We start from the raw sequence: 15,227 nt of genomic DNA on the forward strand, positions 1-15,227 counted from the left end.
TTCCTCAAATCAGGTAGTGCTTCGCCGGATACCGGCTTGGCGGTTGTGGTCACCGGTTCCCTCCTGCATCGTGACGTCGGAACGATCACCATGGGACCCTGACCAGCTATGATTCGGTAAGGAGGTAAACGGTGACCGCGTCGATTTACCCCCCGCCGAACGAACCGGAGACCGATGTGACCGACCAGCGAAGCGAAGTTCGGCCGGCCGCCGATCAACTCGCGGCGGAGATCAAGCGGTTCCGTGTCGAAGCGAAGCCGAGCCAGGCGGCCCTGGCGCGGATAATCGGCTACACGCGCAACTACGTGTCGATGGCGGAACGGGTGGGCCAGAACCTGCCGTCGCGCGAACTCATTGAGGCGCTGGAACGTGGGCTGAACACGGGTGGCGTCTTGCGCCGCCTGTGGGAAGAGGCGAAGCATGAGCAGGTCGCCCTGAGACGCCGGCATCGGCCACCGCGCGTCGGCCAGCTGCGGGACGACGCCGTCCGGGCCGGTATGCCGGCGCTGCGCCGCGCCCTGCTTGTCTGCGACGTACCGGACGACGGTCCCGTCCGACCGCCGCACGAATTGTGGACAGCCGTCGCTCAGGCGACGGAGCAACGTGTCCAAGCCCGCTATGCACAGCTGATCGCCGAGTTGCCTGGTCTCCTGCTGGAGCTGGGGCGAGCGCGTCAGCTGGCTGCCGATGAACGGGAGCGAGAGGACATCGCGGAGCTGCTGGTCCTCGCTTACCGAGCTGCGGACGGCTTGGCGTTCAAGTACGGCTACGTGGATCTGTCCGCTCAGATCATCACCGCGATGCGCCTGGTGACGACCGAGATCGACAGGCCCTTCCTGGACGCCGCCGTCGCATACGTGCGCACCGAGACGTTCTTCGCCAGCAAGGACTTGGAGGCCGCTGGTCGATCGCTGACACGAGCCATCGATCGGGTACCCGCCCTGAAGTCCACAGTGGAGGAATCAGTCGCTCTCGGGTCGTTGGCGATGCGGGCCGCCGTGGTTGCTGCGCGAGCGGGAAAGCCGGACGAGGCCGAAGACCACCTTGCAGGGGCGTATCGGGCTGCCGAGCACGTGCCGGAAGGTGTCTACCTCGGAACCGCCTTCGGACCGGCGTCCGTCCGCATCCACGAAGTCGCGGTCGCCCAAGAGCTGGGTGACAGCCCGACAGCCGTCCAGCGCGGCACTGGCTGGCACCCACCGCGGGAACTACCGGCCGAGCGCCGCTCCCACTTCTACATCGACCTCGCCCCGGCGCAACTCGAAGTCGGCCGACCCGAAGAGGCGTTCGCATCACTTCAGCTGGCCAAGCGCGTCGCGCCGCTGCACACGCGGGAGCACCCACGGGTAAAGACGGTGCTCAAATCCCTGCTCCGCAGTCAGCGGACGGTTCGCGACGAGCTGGCAACCTTCGCCGCGTGGGCGGACGTGAACTGATCACGTTCTCGCGATCAACCGGGGCAACTCAATCAGCGAGTCGATGACCCAGTCGGCGTTCGCCTGCACGGCCGGGTCGTCTGCCCACAGACGACCCCACGGCCCGCGCCGGATCAGGGCCGTCCACAATCCGGCGCCGTGCCCGGCGACCACGTCGTTGTCGCGGTGGTCACCGACGTACAGGAGCTCGTGGGGAGCGACACCGGCCAGCTCGACAACGCGTCGAAAGAAGGCTGGGTCCGGCTTGGCGACACCCCACTCCGCTGAGGTGGCGATGGCGTCGACGGGAAGATCGAGTCGGCGGAGCAGGTTCCCGGCTTTGGCGGTCTGGTTGCCGGCAAGACCGACCCAGAGCCCCTTCTCCCGCAGCTCGGCAAGTGCCGGTCGGACGTCGGGGTAGAGGTCGGATTCCTCGATCCGCTCGCCGTTCCCGGTTTCCTCCCGGCGTCGCCGTTCGGTGGCTACGTCGAAGTCAGGCTTGAAGTATCGGAACGTCTCGGCGTTGTCCCGCCCGGCCGCGGTGACCGCGCCGAGCACGGTCGAGAACGTGTGCCGGCCGACGCCGATCCAGTCCGCCCAGGCGTGCCACTCGCGCGTGTCGTCGAGCACGGTCTCGCCGATGTCGAGGACGACTGCCCTCACCGGCATGGCGTTTCCTTCCCATCGGCGGCGTTCCGCGTTCGAGTCTGTCACTCCGCCACCATGGAAGTTGCCTGCCCCCTGACCACTACCAGCTGGAGCCGGCCCAGGTTGGCGAGGTCGACGAGGGGATCGCCGGCCGTGACCAGCAGATCTGCGGAGAGGCCCGGCGTGAGCTGGCCGGTCCTGCCGCCGAGACCCAGCGCCTCGGCACTGGTCGTCGTAGCCATCTCGATGATGACCGCGCGGTCCAAGCCGAGGTGTTCGTAGAGCTGGAGGGCACCGGCGTAGTCGTCGAAGCCCGAGGTCCCGGCCCCGGCGTCGGTGCCCGGGATCATCCGGATGCCGTGGGCGGCCATCCACGCGAACCGGTCGACGACCTGATCGGCGCGCGCGGTCCCGAGGCGGTTCATGAAGCCGCGCCAGTCCGAGGGCCAGGCCACGCAGGCGAAGATGCCGCGTTCGGCGATCTTCGCCGCGACGTCGTCGCGAAGGTCGTAGCCGCCTCCGCCTTCGCGTAGCCAGGTGCAGTGCTCGATGGTGGCGACGCCGGCATCGGCGGCGGCCGCGATCGCGTCCGTACCGTGGGCGTGGGCCGCGACGGGTAAGCCGGACTGCTGGGCTTCGTCGACGATGGCGGCCAGCTCGGCGGCCGCGAACTGGCTGTGCCACATCTTCGGGGAGTTCGGGGTGATCTGGCCGCCGGAAGCCATGACCTTGATGACGTCCGCGCCGAGCGCGGCGTTCTGCCGCACTCGCGCTCGGAGTTCGGCTTCGCCGTCGGCGACGCCGCCGAGGAACCAGCCCGCGTCGACGAGCTGGGGGCTGAGCTGCAGGAGGCCGTCCCGGATCTCGATCACACGCCGCCAGTACCGGTGGCCGATCCGGTGGGTGAGCAGCGTGTCCAGCCAAGACCGGGTCGGTGCGTGGTCGAGGGCGTCGGCGAAGAACACCGCGTGCAGCTCCCGCCACAGCGGGCCGTCCAGCCCCGGGGTCGCTGACCCGCGAGGTCGGCTATTCCCGGCCCCAGACCCTGTCTAGGGCGTGGTTTGGGCGTCCTGGATGCGCTGGCGGATTTCGGTAGCGAGGTCGGGGTAACCGGTGTCGTCGTAGACGGTGGCGGCTTCTTGCCAGCAAGCGATCGCCTTTTCGGTGTGGCCGACGTCGTGGAGGCAGGTGGCGAGGACATCCAGCGGTTCCGCGATGGTTTTGTCGCGGTTGATGGGCGCGCTGCGGCCGATGTCGATGGCCTCTCGGCACAGCTGGATAGCTTGCTTGGGTGCCTGCAGTCCTCGCCAGGCACGTGCCAACTGAGTCAATGCGTACGCTTCACCGGTGTGGTCTCCAACCTGTTGTCGCAGGAGTAGGCCGCGCTCGCCGTGCTCGAGAGCGAGCCCATACTGGCCGAGGCCAGTATGGGCGGCGCTGAGGTTGCCTTCCACGACTGCCTCCATGCGTCCAGAGTCAATTCCCCTGCTCAGCGGCAACGCCTTGCCGAGCCACCGCAGCGACTTTTCGAACTCGCCCTGGCGCAGGAACATCAGCCCGCGGTCGTTGAGATTCCAGCCCCGGCGGGCGCCATCATCGAGGTGTTCGGCGAGAGCCGCTGAGCGGTCGATGTCCTCTCGAGCCTGGTCCCAAGCGCCGAGCGAAGACGCTATCTCTCCCCGAAGGGCCACAAGGCTTTCTTCTTGTGCGCGGTTGCCGGCCTTCTGGGCTGCGGTGACTCCCAGACTGCAAGCTTCGAGCTCTTCTTGCAGGCTGCCTGCGGAGCGGAGGAAGCGACAGGCGTAAGCGAGTGGGATGGTGTGGTGGTGGAGTTGGTGGTCGGCGGCATACTGCAACGCCGCCAGGATATTTGTGCGTTCGCAGGTGAGCCAGGCCCACGCCTGGTCGATGTCCGGGACGGGATGCTGGTGATCAGGTTCGGCCACGACCGCCGGCATCTGTCCGAACCAGGGGTGGACAAGCTGGTCTGCTGTATGGCTGGTGTGGGTGTACCAGGTGAGCAGGGATTCGATGGCGCGATGGCGGTCGTCGGCTGTGTCGTGGTGCGTGGCCTGGTCGGCGGCGTAGGCGCGGAGCAGGTCGTGGAACCGGTATCGGCCGTTCGCGGTGGGTTCGATCAGGTGTGCGGCGGCGAGCGCGGCTAGTTGGGGCCGGGTGTCGGCGGGGGATTGACGGGCGAGTGCGGCGGCGGCGGGCAGGGTGAGATCGGGCCCGGGGTGCAGGCCGAGGCGCCGGAATAGTCGTGCGTGTTCGGGTGGGAGTTGCTGGTAGGACCAGTCGAATACGGCGCGGATGGCGGCGCGTTCGTCGCCGGTGTCGCTGAGGATGTCGAGGCGGGTGTGGTCGTCGGCCAGGTCGGTGACCACGTCGGCGACGCTGTGGTGGGGGTGGGCGGCGGCGCGGGTGGCGGCGATCCGGAGCGCCAGCGGTAGCCGGGCGCACAGCCGGATGAGGTCGGCGACGGCGTCGGGTTCGGCGGCGGCCCGCTGGGCACCGAGGATGCCGGTGACGAGAGTGTGTGCTTCGGGTATGTCGAGCAGGTCGAGGGTGAGGCGGTGGGCGGCGTCGGTGACTACCAGTCCGTTGAGGCTGTCGCGGCTGGTTACCAGGACCATGCAGCCGGGTGTGCCGGGAAGGAGGGGCCGGATCTGCTCGGGGCTGCGGGCGTTGTCCAGGACCATCAGCATTCGTTTGCCTGCCAGCAGGGACCGCAGGAGCGCCGATTGCTCCTCGGTGTCGGCGGGAATGGCGCGGGCCGCGATACCGAGGGCGCGCAGGAATCCGCTTAGCGCCTCACTTGGTGTGGCCGGAGTACCGGGGCCGTAGCCGCGCAGATTCATGTGCAGCGTGCCGTCGGGGAACCGGTGCTGGTTGCGGTGGGCCCAGTGCAGCGCAAGGGTGGTCTTGCCGATCCCGCCGGCCCCGTCGACGGCGGTGATCACTACCGACCGAGTTTCCGGTTCATCGAGGTTGTGGTGGTCGGGGTCGGGTGGGGCCAGGGCGTCGAGTGCGGCCAGGTGTCCGGCGCGGCCGGCGAAGTCCCGCACTGCAGCGGGCAGTTGCCGCGGAACCACAACGCCCGAGCCCCGCCTGGAGCCGAAATGGAGTTGACCGGCGCCTCGGCCGCCTCTACCTGGCGGTATGGGGTTGGGTGAGTAGGGGTGGTCGGGGAGAGTGATCCAGCCGGTGGTGTCGGCTTCTTTCACCGTGACCGGGACGGGGCGCCAGGTGGCGGGTGCAGTGGCGGGGGTGTGGCGGATGACGTCGTCGAACAGGACGTCGGAGGCGATCACTGCCAGCACTCCCGGTGAGGCGGCCAGCGCCGCTTTCAGCGGCGGGGCGTCGCATAGTCGGAATGTTCGGATCAGTGCGGCGGAGGAGATGCCGTGGGTGTCGTAGCCGACTTCGCCGGCGTGCAGCGCGACCCGCAGTCTCAGCCGTTGCGGGTCGGGGTGGGTGTCGTTGTGCACCCGCAGCCGCGTGACCAGCGTTGGTAGCACACTTTCCACGAACGCCGTTTTGTCGGTATCTGCCGGTACAAGCGCGACGACGGCGTCTCCGCGCATCTCGCGGTAGCAGTTCTCCCATGTCACCTGGGCTGCGGCGAACGCTGCCTGCATGACCGTGTCGAGCCCATCGCGTACCGCCTGCAGGTGTGGCGCCGTCCGGCTTGGGTCCCCGAAGCTTTCGACATCCGCGACCACGATCAAATGATGCCGCGACCCCGACCCCCGCTCCGCCACCACCATCGCCCACCCTCCCTCATTCGGTCCCGTAAAGTGCGGGACCGGACCACGGTCGCAAGAATCCGGCAGGAAAGGTAGCCACTGCACTAGAGGCATCTGGTTTCGAAGCGGGGGCGTCGAGGATTCTGACCAGGGCGGTGGCCTGGACGACATGCTTGGCCGACAACCGCACCAGCCACCGGATCATCCGCCAGTCCCGCTACCGCGGTTGCTGTGCCCAAACCTGCTTGCCCAGCGCTCCGCCCTCTGCTGGAGGACCGGTGCTTGAAGGCCGCCCAGTTGAAGCAGTCGAACCCCGAGACGCCAGCCGCCCCTGGCTCGCTGCCTGTGACGCCTGCCCTTGCCGAGCGGCGGCCTGCGTCGTGGCGCCACCCTGTCGGTCTCGGGCTTGACCGCGCGTTACCGGTTGGTGTGTCCGGGCAGGACGGTGATCGTCCAGTGTTCGAGCCCGGTGGGGTTGGGGTCGTCGAGCGGCGGCGTAAATGAGGAGGGCGATACCAGCAGGCGACGTGTGATCACGACGTCGCGGGGACCGGATGCGGGGACGGTGAACTGGGTTTCGGGCTGTATGAAGTCAGGGGTCGCGAACTGCAGCTTGCTGTCGGTGAAGGCGAAAGTACCGCTGTTGGTGCGGAGGAGGGGATCGTCGATCGGTTTCGGCTCGTCGAAGGGCTCGGCAGGGAGTTCGATATTGACCGTGATGATGTGGGACTGGAACGCGCTGGCGAGTGCGATGCCGTTCGGTCCGAACGCGCAGATGTCGCCGGTGTCGAGCAGCCCGTCGACGAGGTCGCTCGGGATCTCGGTTCCGGTGGGGGTGACGTTGGCGAGGAAGAACAGGCCGGGATAGACGGCGACGGTGCGGTGGACCCGTTGGATCACGGTCATGGGTTGCACGGTAGCAGGGGTTGGTGCGCGAACCTGGGGTCCGCGCACCAACCCGGTTTACCTGATGGTGGAGTGCCGGATCAGGTTGCGCTTACGAAGTAGCCGTCGCTGTCGAGAATCCGGTAGTCCTTGTAGAAGGTGCCGACGTCGTTGCCGGCGCTGCGGTTCTGGGACAGGGCGATCGGTTTGGCGGAGTAGCCGACGGTGCCGCCGTTGTCGCTGTAGGCGGCGCCTTGGTAGGTGGAGCGGAACGGGTATTCGTCGCAGTCGAGGGTACCGCCTTGGGTGTAGCCGGTTCCCCAGAATTCGACGCAGGTGGCGACGGCTTTGGCGTGATTGCGGTTGTAGGTGGCGGTGTCGTAGGCGGGGTAGAGCCGGGTCAGCGGGGTGTCGGCCTCGACGGAGCCGGGGATGAGGGTGAAGGTGCCGGGTTTGGTGGTTTCCGGGTGGTACTGGGCCGCGGCGATGTGGTCGACGATGTCGGGGTACTTGCTGCGGACGGGGCCGAAGTTCATGACCGGGGTGCGGGCGGTGAACACGCATCCTTGGGCGGCGCCGGGGATGTAGGTGGCGGTGTCGCAGCGGAAGAAGTCGGTGCGGTCGATGACCGGGCGGGTGTTGGTGACCGGGTCGTAGAAGGTCTGGCCGACCTCGTAGAAGGCTTTGCCGTCGCGGGCGGTGGTGGTGCCGCTGGGGGTGATGGTCTGCCAGAAGCGGTGTTCGCCGGTGACCCATTCGCCCATGGTCTTGAGTGTCATGTCGGAGGTGGAGCAGCTGGTGCTGATCGCGCTGCACATGACCTGGATCCCGACCTGGGTGCCATACCACTCCGGCGGCGGGTTGCCTTCCACCTGGCCGTCATGGATGTACACGTCGGCGCGGATGCCTTGGGTGCCGTCGGTGGCTGCGGTGTAGGCGGTGGTGACCAGGAAGGTCAGCGAACCGTCCTCGGGTCGGCCGATGCCGAACCCGTAGGTGCGGCAGCTGGAGAACCGGTCCTTGTGCTGGAAGTTCGGCTCGCCGGTGTCGATCTCGAGGCACTCATCGGGGCTGACCGCGGCAGCCGCGCGTGGCTGCCCGGGTACGACGGTGGCAGAGCCGTCCTTGTTGAACAGCTGGGTGGTGAACGTGCGCTCCCGGGCGAGGCGCTGTGTCAGGGTGTCCATCGGCGCGCCGAACTGGTTCTTCGCCTGACCATCGCCGGCAGGCACCGGGGTGACGCGGTCTTTCTCCACGATGAAGAACGGCGGCGCTTGCGCTGCGACGGCGGCCGGCGCCACGACCGCGGACGCGGTCGTAATCAAGAAAAAGGACAGTAAAAAGCGCAACGATCTACTCACGGTATTCCCCTCGCGCGCACGGGAGCGCGCACCACTAGCCGCTCCAGCGGAGCGGCGGTTGGACTGCAGACAGCCACGTGAGGCGAGGACCGTGGGCCCCCCAACCCGCAATCAGACATTCACCCCAATGTGTGACAAGATCACCATGGCATGAACTGTGACGGCGTCAAAGCAGCTATCTGGGTAACTCTCGGGGCATCCATGACACTCAGCGGTGAACAGTTATGCGCCAATAGGGTGGAGTTGGAGGCTGGCCTCGGCCGTGCCGCACGTTTCAGCGGCGAGACAGGGCACGTGCGCGGATTGTCTGGGTGATCTGTTCCCGGAGCGAATCGTTCCGGACGCGATGTCGCGCAGCTGCCCGCCACCGCCGCGGTTCACCGGGGACGGCATCGCCGACGCGGGCGAGTCTGACGTGGCCGCGGCCGGTTCGCCGACCTTTGTCAGCCGTGGCGCCGGCGACCTGGAACACGCCGGTCAGGTGCGACGACCTTCGAACTTGCGAAACGTTACGGCTTTTCGGCCCGATCGCTCTTCGCGTCTCCGGCATCCTGGCTTCGGGGCAACTGGCGTAGGGCGAGCGCGGTCAGTACAAGCAGAACCGCGCCGAGCACGGTGAGCACGAGGGCCACCGTGTGCAACCCCTCGTCGGAGGCCCGTTCGCCGTAGGCGACTCCGATCAGGCTGGACGACAGGATCGCGCCGATGTAGGTGAACGTGCGCAGCAGTCCGGCGGCGACGCCGATCGTCTCCGCGGGGGCCTGGTGGTAGAGCGCCGCCTGGTTGCCGATGACGCCGAGGCCCGAGATCACCGCGAACGCCATCGTGACCGCGATCAGCAACCAGATCGGCGTCGTCGCGTGGAATGTGAGCAGACAGGCCGGTCCGACGACCGCGGCGATACCCGTGGCCAGCAGGCAGGTCCGGACCTTGCCGCCGCGCGAGAAGGGGATGGCCAGGAGTGCTGCGACCACGGACATCGGCACCATGACGTAGCCGGCTGTGGACGCGGTGAGGTGGCGTCCTTGCTCGAGCCACTGGGTGAACCCGTACAGGATGCAATAGCTCAGCAGGAACATGATCGCCACGCGGACGTAGGTAGCCGACAAAGCGCGGTTGCGCACCAGCATCCGGACGTCGATGAACGGGTGTGCGGCCCGGGTTTCCCACCAGAGCAGCACGGCGCCGAGGACCACCACCAGCCCCGCCAGCACCCAGCGCGGGTGGTGCAGGTCCTGGAGGAACACGATCAGGCTCGCGATGGCGGCGGCGAACAGCGCCATGCCGGGCAGGTCGAGGGCGCGGGCGAGGGGGACCGACGACTCGCGTTCGCGGGAGCGGCGGGGGAGCCAGCGCAGGGCCGTGGCCAAGGTCAGCAGCGCCAGGGGGACGTTGATCAGGAAGGTCACGCGCCAGCCGCCGAACGCGACCAGCAGGCCGCCCAGGGGGAGGCCGATCGTCGCGCTCGTCTGGCCCGCGATCGCGAGGGCGCCGATCGCGCCCTCGGCGCGGCCGCCGGGGTTCTCGGCCGCCCAGCGGCGGACCAGCATCATCGCCGTCGGGTAGCCCGCGGCCGTGCCGATGCCGAGGACTGCCCGGGCAATCAGCAAAAGCGTGAAGTTCTCCGCCAGCGCGCCGAGGAGCCCGCCCGCCGCGACCAGTACCAGGCCGGACAGGAACGTCTTCCGCGCCCCGAACCGTTCGGCGAGCTTGCCCATCGCCGGCTGACCGATCGCGCTGGCCAGGTAGAGCGCCGCGACCAGGCCGGCTGCCGACGCCGCGTTGACGCGGAACGCCTGACCGATGGCGACCAGCGCGGTGGCGAGCACGGAACTGTTGATCGGGTTGAGCGCCGAGCCGAGGACGAGGGGAGTCAGGTACCGCCACCCGGGAGCGATCCGGCCGGGCGTCCCGGCGACGGTCTTCACCGCTCCTCCGGCGCCGCGGGGCGCGAACGGACGGTGCGCGTTGCGGAGAGCCGGTCGAGGATTTCGATCAGCTTCGGCACGAGATCGCGTTCTTCGCCGGTCAGCTCCTGGTCCAGAGCGTCGGCGAGCCATGTGTTCCGCAAGGCGGACGCGGTCCGGACGGCTTCGCGTCCCTTCGCGGTCGGCTCGATCAGGCTCCGTCGGGCGTCGGCGGTGTCGGGACGGCGTTCGATCAGGCCCTCGCGCTCCAGCGCGGAGACGATCTGAGCCATCGACTGCGGGCGCATGTGCTCGGCCGCGGCCAGCTCACTCGTCGTAACGGCGGTGCCGCGGACGATGCGGTCCAAAGCGACGAGCTGGCTCCTGGTCCAGGGGACCGGAAGCCGGAGTCCTTCGACCCGGAGGCGCGCGCGAAAGCGCTGGACAGCCAGGTCCAGGCCTGCGGCGAGGGCCGCCGACGGGTCTGCCGTGTCTTCGTTCATGGGGCAAGAATACAGGCAAACTGAACAGGTAGACTGTCTATCTCGTCACGGTATACACCTGTAGACAAGTCACTCAGTGAAGTCTACAGTCGTATACATCAGCGGAGTCGCCGCTGATCGAAGAACGACATCGAGGCAAACAATGGATCTTCAACTGACAGGCAAGCGGGCGCTCGTGACCGGGTCGAGCTCGGGTCTCGGCGAAGCCATCGCCGGCCGCCTCGCCGCGGAGGGTGCCGAGGTCGTGGTGCACGGCCGCGACGTCGCTCGTGCCGAAAAGGTCGCCGCGGCGATCCGGGGTCAGGGCGGCCGGACCGCCGTGGCCATCGGCGACCTGGCCACGGACGAGGGTGCCGCCGCCGTCGCGGCCGCCGCGCTGGCCGACGGCCCGATCGACATCCTGGTCAACAACGCGGGTGCGTACGAGCACCTGTCCTGGACGGACGCCACTCCCGAGGATTGGCGGAACACCTACGAGGGCAACGTGATCTCCGGCGTCCGGATGATCCGGCACCTCGTCCCGCAGATGCGGGACCGGCGGTGGGGCCGGGTGATCACCATCGGCGGCGGGCTGGCGACCCAGCCGATGCAGTCGCACCCCCAGTACAACGCCACGCTGGCGGCCCGGCACAACCTCGCCGTGTCGCTCGCCCGCGAGCTCAAGGACACCGGCGTGACGTCCAATGTGGTCGCCCCCGGCGCCATCCTGGTGGAATCGGTGAAGGACCTTCTCACCGGCATCGCCCCGGCCCGCGGCTGGGGCGAGACGTGGGAGGAAATCGAGCGCGGCGCGGTGCGGGACATCATCCCGAACGACACCGGCCGGTTCGGCAAGCCGGAAGAGATCGCCGCGGCGGTCGCCTACCTCTGCAGCCCGCTGGCCGACTACGTCAGTGGCGCCAACCTCCGGGTGGACGGCGGCCTGATCCGCAACGTCACCTGACGCCGTGGCCTCAGCGCCGGGCGAATGCTGAGATCGCTTGCCGGGCGAAGCAGGTGGCGGCCAGCGCCGTGATGGCTCCGGCTTCCTCGTCGAGTTGCTCGTCCCGGCTCCTGTTTGCCGCGGCGAGGACGAGGCGCTTGGTCGCCGCCAAAGCGCCGGGCGCCATCCCGGCGAGGCGGCCTGCCAGCTCCCGTGCTTCGCCGAGGAGGGCGGAGTCGTCGATGACGGCCGTCGCGAGGCCCCAATCGCGGGCCTCGTCCGCGGTGAGCGTCCGGTTGGTGAGCGCCAGTTCGAGTGCGCGGCGCGGGCCGACGAGCCGGGGGAGCAGCGCGCTGGCACCGTTGTCCGGCGAGAGTCCGATCGCCGTGTAGGCGAGCCGGACCTTCGCCGAGCGGCCGAGCAGCACGAGGTCGGCGCCGAAGGCCAGGCCTACCCCGGCTCCGGCGACGGCGCCCTGCGCGGCGCAGACCACTGGGACCGTCAGGGCCGCCAGGTGGCGGTGCGCGGCGTGCACGACCTCGGCGACCTGGCTGACGTAGGACGCGAGATCGGCTTCGTGCGCGGCGAAGGCGCGGACGTCGCCGCCGACGCAGAAGTGTGGTCCCTCGGCGCGGACGAGAACGACTCGCGCGTCCGACCTGGTGAGCCGCTCTGTCGCCGCGGCGAGCTGCCGGCCGACGTCTAGGTCGATCGCGTTCGCGGCCAGGACCAGTTCGGCCACGTCGTCGCGCAGGTCGAGCCGCACTTCGCTGTCGGTCATCTCTTCTCCGGAGGTCGAGGACGTCTTATGCTCTAATCATAGTCCTAATTAGCCAACGAAGGGATGCGGTCCCGGTGTTCGAGGTGTATCTGCGTGGCCTGCCCTGCGCGTGGTGCGGGCATCCGGCGATCGCGTTCGTGCCCGCGGTGGGTACGAGGCACCAGTACCGGGTGTGCCGGCTCGGCGAATGTCCGGAAGGTGTACCCGCGGACCGGCTGCTGCCCCGCCGGGATCCCGGTCCGAGCGGTCCTGTCGGAGAGTCGACGGCCGCAGCTTGACGAGTAATGCTCCTATGATTAACCTACAAAGGCGATCGGACGAAGGAGTCCGTCGTCTGCCGGACCGCGATCGCCTGGTCCGGGGCAAGGGAGGACGCTGATGCTGCACCCAGACGTCAACGAGCGCTACAGCCGCGTCGGCCGCGACACGCCCGCCGGTGCGCTCTACCGGCGTTACTGGCTTCCGGTGGCCACCGAGACGGATCTCGACGCCAATCCGGTCAAGCGGGTCCGGTTGCTCGGGGAAGACCTGGTGCTGTTCCGCGCCGAGACGGGTGAGCTGGGCCTGGTGGCGGAGCGGTGCCCGCACCGCGGGGCGTCGCTCGGCTACGGGTTCCCGGACGGCGCCGGGCTGCGCTGCCCGTACCACGGTTGGAAGTTCTCCCCGCAGGGCGAGTGTCTGGAACAACCGAACCAGATGCCGCCGTCGGCTCAGTTGCAGGCGCGGGCGCGCACCACGAGCTACCCGGTCCGGGCGCTCGGCGGGCTGATCTTCGCCTACCTCGGGGAATCACCGGCGCCGGCGTTGCCGCGCCTGGACCTCTTCGCCCTCGAAGAGAGCCCGACGCGGTTCCGCGACATCGGCTACGCCGTGATCCCCTGCAACTGGCTGCAGATCATGGAGAACTCGTTCGACCCGACCCACGTCGAGTGGCTGCACGGACGGCTGTTCAACTACCACCTCGAGCGGGCGGGCGAAGAGCCGACCGTCCTCGGTGGACACCACATCAAGATCGGCTTCGACCTCGTCGACTACGGCATCATCAAACGCCGGCTGCGCGAGGGCCAGACCGAGGACGACGAGGACTGGAAGGTCGGCCACCCGGTCTACTTCCCGAACATCCTCAAGGTGGGCGGCTACGGCCTGAGTTCGTTCCAGATCCGCGTGCCGATGGACGACCACCACACGCTGCACTTCTGGTACTGCTACTACGACGTGCCCGACGAGTACGCGAACCTCGTCGAGGAGGTCCGCGCCCTGCCCGACACCTACGAGGTGAAGCTCCAGGACGCGGACGGCAACTTCCTGATGGACACCATCGACTCGCAGGACGCGATGGTGTGGGTGACCCAGGGCGCGCTGACCACCCGCGACGACGAGCACCTCAGCTCGTCGGACCAGGGCATCGCCCTCTACCGCAACCTGCTGCGCAGCCAGCTGCAGGCCAACGAGACCGGCGGCGCCGTGATGAACGTGCACGACGCGGCGACCGAAGGCGAGCTGATCCAGCTGCCGCAGGAGAAGAAGGAGCTCGGCATCGGCGGTGGCGGCGCCAACCCGATGGCTTCGTTCCTGCGGACGCAGGGCGTCCACAGCCCGCGGCTGAGCACGCTCACGCAGCGGATCGACGCCGTGGTGCGGAAGGCCGGCTGAGCGAGCCGTGGCAAGCCCAGTGGACTCCGCCGCCCCGAACTCCGCGCCCGACGGGGGCTGCCGCGACGGCCGCCACCGGACCGGGACCGGGATCTGCCCGGCCTGCGGCGAATGGCTGCCCACCGCCTGGTGCCGGGCCGCCGGGTGCGGCTGGCGGGAGGCGATCGGCGAGCCGACGATCGCGGCCGCCGTCCGCCACCACGCCGAGACCGGCCACCCCATCCGCGTGCTGATCGACTGACGCGCCGGGAACCGCCCCGCCGCGAATCTCCCACTCCGCGACCGGCCCACGACGAGGGCCCCGGTCGCGGCCACCGAAAGAGGAGCGCATCCCATGCCCCGAAAGATCGTCGACGTGCACGGCCACCTCGTCGCCCCCGCCGAGCTTTACGCCTACCGCGAGTTCCTGATCGGCAGCCGCGGGCACTACGGCCGCCGGCTGAAGGGGTTCTCCGAGTCGCGGGAGGGCCTCGGGCACGGCCGCACCGGCGTGATCCCGCCCGAGGAGCTCAAGCACTTCGCCGAGGAGCACATCGCCTGGCTGGACAAGGTCGGCACCGACGTCCAGCTGGTCTCCGCGCGGCCGTACAGCCTGATGCACTCGGAGAAGCCGGCGCGGATCGTGCACTGGTGGGCCCAGGCGGTGAACGACGCCATCGCGACCCAGGTGCAGTTCTACCCGCAGCGGCTGCAGGGCATCTGCAACCTGCCGCTGGTCTGGGGCGAGCCGGTCTCCGTCGTCTTCGAAGAGCTCGAGCGCTGCGTCAACGAGCTGGGCTTCGTCGGCGTGCTGGTCAACCCGGACCCGAGCGAGGGCCGCGCGCCGATGGAGGTCCCGGGCCTCGGCGACGAGTACTGGTACCCGCTGTACGAGAAGCTGGTGGAGTACCAGCTGCCGATGCTGGTGCACTCCTGCGGCTGCGTTTCCCTGCGCGAGAACCAGAGCCTGCACTTCATCTCCGAGGAGAGCACCGCGGTGATGTCGCTGGTGCAGTCGGATGTGTTCGACGTCTTCCCGGACCTCAAGGTCGTGGTGCCGCACGGCGGCGGCGCGATCCCGTACCAGGTGGGCCGGTTCCGTGGCACGTACTGGCAGGGCACCGAGCGCGGCGGGACGTTCGACGAGGCCATCCGGAAGCTCTACTACGACACCTGCCTCTACAGCGAGGAAGCGCTTGCTCTGCTGGTCAAGGTGATCGGCAGCGACCGCGTGGTGTTCGGCACCGAGCGGCCCGGCGACGGCTCGCACAAGAAGACGCCGACGGCCGGCTGGGCCGACGACATCGCCGGGGTCCTGCGCGGCATCCCCGCGCACTCGGAGCAGGACCTGGACCTGATGCTCGGCGACACCGCGCTGGACATCTACCCGCGCCTGCGCAAGAACCTGGAAGCGGCGGGCTGAA

General features: G+C 68.7%; 13 protein-coding genes. 5 read left to right on the forward strand and 8 right to left on the reverse strand.

What is annotated here, in order from left to right:
- Positions 1 to 131 precede the first annotated feature (131 nt).
- The gene (locus H4696_RS05895) at positions 132 to 1,436 is read left to right on the forward strand and encodes a helix-turn-helix domain-containing protein (RefSeq protein WP_086862221.1); all 1,305 of its coding nucleotides are present in this window, start codon (positions 132 to 134) and stop codon (positions 1,434 to 1,436) included.
- On the opposite strand, the gene H4696_RS05900 is transcribed toward H4696_RS05895, so the two are convergent.
- The 7 genes from H4696_RS05900 to H4696_RS49830 all read right to left on the reverse strand — a co-directional run bounded on the left by H4696_RS05900 (position 1,437) and on the right by H4696_RS49830 (position 10,468).
- Positions 1,437 to 2,084 carry an HAD family hydrolase gene (locus tag H4696_RS05900; protein WP_192782099.1) on the reverse strand — a complete coding sequence of 216 codons (648 nt, stop codon included), beginning with the start codon at positions 2,082 to 2,084 and terminating at the stop codon, positions 1,437 to 1,439.
- A 41-nt stretch (positions 2,085 to 2,125) separates the two neighbouring features.
- Positions 2,126 to 3,061, reverse strand: coding sequence for an amidohydrolase family protein (locus H4696_RS05905; RefSeq protein WP_086856827.1), 936 nt, complete (start codon positions 3,059 to 3,061; stop codon positions 2,126 to 2,128).
- 51 nt (positions 3,062 to 3,112) lie between these two features.
- On the reverse strand, positions 3,113 to 5,833 hold the full coding sequence (locus tag H4696_RS05910) for an ATP-binding protein (protein ID WP_086856826.1): 2,721 nt from the start codon (positions 5,831 to 5,833) through the stop codon (positions 3,113 to 3,115).
- Between the two features lie 396 nt (positions 5,834 to 6,229).
- Positions 6,230 to 6,718, reverse strand: a complete 489-nt coding sequence (locus tag H4696_RS05915; protein ID WP_086856825.1) for a hypothetical protein — start codon at positions 6,716 to 6,718, stop codon at positions 6,230 to 6,232.
- An 80-nt stretch (positions 6,719 to 6,798) separates the two neighbouring features.
- Complete coding sequence (locus tag H4696_RS05920; RefSeq protein WP_143264942.1) at positions 6,799 to 8,058, reverse strand: NucA/NucB deoxyribonuclease domain-containing protein; 1,260 nt, start codon at positions 8,056 to 8,058, stop codon at positions 6,799 to 6,801.
- A 509-nt stretch (positions 8,059 to 8,567) separates the two neighbouring features.
- Positions 8,568 to 9,986 (reverse strand): MFS transporter, encoded by a 1,419-nt coding sequence (locus H4696_RS05925; protein ID WP_211299609.1) that lies wholly within the window; start codon positions 9,984 to 9,986, stop codon positions 8,568 to 8,570.
- Entirely contained in the window at positions 9,983 to 10,468 is a 486-nt protein-coding gene (locus H4696_RS49830; RefSeq protein ID WP_086856822.1) for a MarR family winged helix-turn-helix transcriptional regulator, read from the reverse strand. Before H4696_RS49830 ends, H4696_RS05925 begins: the two co-directional genes overlap by 4 nt.
- A 142-nt stretch (positions 10,469 to 10,610) precedes the next feature.
- On the opposite strand from H4696_RS49830, the gene H4696_RS05930 reads away from it, so the two are divergent.
- Positions 10,611 to 11,411 carry an SDR family NAD(P)-dependent oxidoreductase gene (locus tag H4696_RS05930; protein ID WP_086856821.1) on the forward strand — a complete coding sequence of 267 codons (801 nt, stop codon included), beginning with the start codon at positions 10,611 to 10,613 and terminating at the stop codon, positions 11,409 to 11,411.
- Between the two features lie 10 nt (positions 11,412 to 11,421).
- Here H4696_RS05930 and H4696_RS05935 read toward each other — a convergent pair whose 3' ends face one another.
- A complete protein-coding gene (locus H4696_RS05935; RefSeq protein WP_086856820.1) occupies positions 11,422 to 12,171 on the reverse strand; it encodes an enoyl-CoA hydratase/isomerase family protein in 750 nt (249 codons plus the stop codon).
- A gap of 378 nt (positions 12,172 to 12,549) precedes the next feature.
- On the opposite strand from H4696_RS05935, the gene H4696_RS05940 reads away from it, so the two are divergent.
- The 3 genes from H4696_RS05940 to H4696_RS05950 all read left to right on the forward strand — a co-directional run bounded on the left by H4696_RS05940 (position 12,550) and on the right by H4696_RS05950 (position 15,226).
- Positions 12,550 to 13,824, forward strand: coding sequence for an aromatic ring-hydroxylating dioxygenase subunit alpha (locus tag H4696_RS05940; protein ID WP_086856819.1), 1,275 nt, complete (start codon positions 12,550 to 12,552; stop codon positions 13,822 to 13,824).
- 7 nt (positions 13,825 to 13,831) lie between these two features.
- Positions 13,832 to 14,065, forward strand: a complete 234-nt coding sequence (locus H4696_RS05945; protein WP_143264941.1) for a hypothetical protein — start codon at positions 13,832 to 13,834, stop codon at positions 14,063 to 14,065.
- A gap of 93 nt (positions 14,066 to 14,158) precedes the next feature.
- The gene (locus H4696_RS05950; RefSeq protein WP_086856817.1) at positions 14,159 to 15,226 is read left to right on the forward strand and encodes an amidohydrolase family protein; all 1,068 of its coding nucleotides are present in this window, start codon (positions 14,159 to 14,161) and stop codon (positions 15,224 to 15,226) included.
- Position 15,227: the final 1 nt, after the last annotated feature.

It is taken from the genome of Amycolatopsis lexingtonensis, from assembly GCF_014873755.1.
GTDB lineage: Bacteria > Actinomycetota > Actinomycetes > Mycobacteriales > Pseudonocardiaceae > Amycolatopsis > Amycolatopsis lexingtonensis.

Coding starts and splice junctions, on each gene's coding strand:
- H4696_RS05900 (WP_192782099.1), bottom strand. CDS start 2,084: ATGCCGGTGAGGGCAGTCGTCCTCGACATCGGCGAGACCGTGCTCGAC.
- H4696_RS05910 (WP_086856826.1), bottom strand. CDS start 5,833: ATGGTGGTGGCGGAGCGGGGGTCGGGGTCGCGGCATCATTTGATCGTG.
- H4696_RS05915 (WP_086856825.1), bottom strand. CDS start 6,718: ATGACCGTGATCCAACGGGTCCACCGCACCGTCGCCGTCTATCCCGGC.
- H4696_RS49830 (WP_086856822.1), bottom strand. CDS start 10,468: ATGAACGAAGACACGGCAGACCCGTCGGCGGCCCTCGCCGCAGGCCTG.
- H4696_RS05930 (WP_086856821.1), top strand. CDS start 10,611: ATGGATCTTCAACTGACAGGCAAGCGGGCGCTCGTGACCGGGTCGAGC.
- H4696_RS05935 (WP_086856820.1), bottom strand. CDS start 12,171: ATGACCGACAGCGAAGTGCGGCTCGACCTGCGCGACGACGTGGCCGAA.
- H4696_RS05940 (WP_086856819.1), top strand. CDS start 12,550: ATGCTGCACCCAGACGTCAACGAGCGCTACAGCCGCGTCGGCCGCGAC.
- H4696_RS05950 (WP_086856817.1), top strand. CDS start 14,159: ATGCCCCGAAAGATCGTCGACGTGCACGGCCACCTCGTCGCCCCCGCC.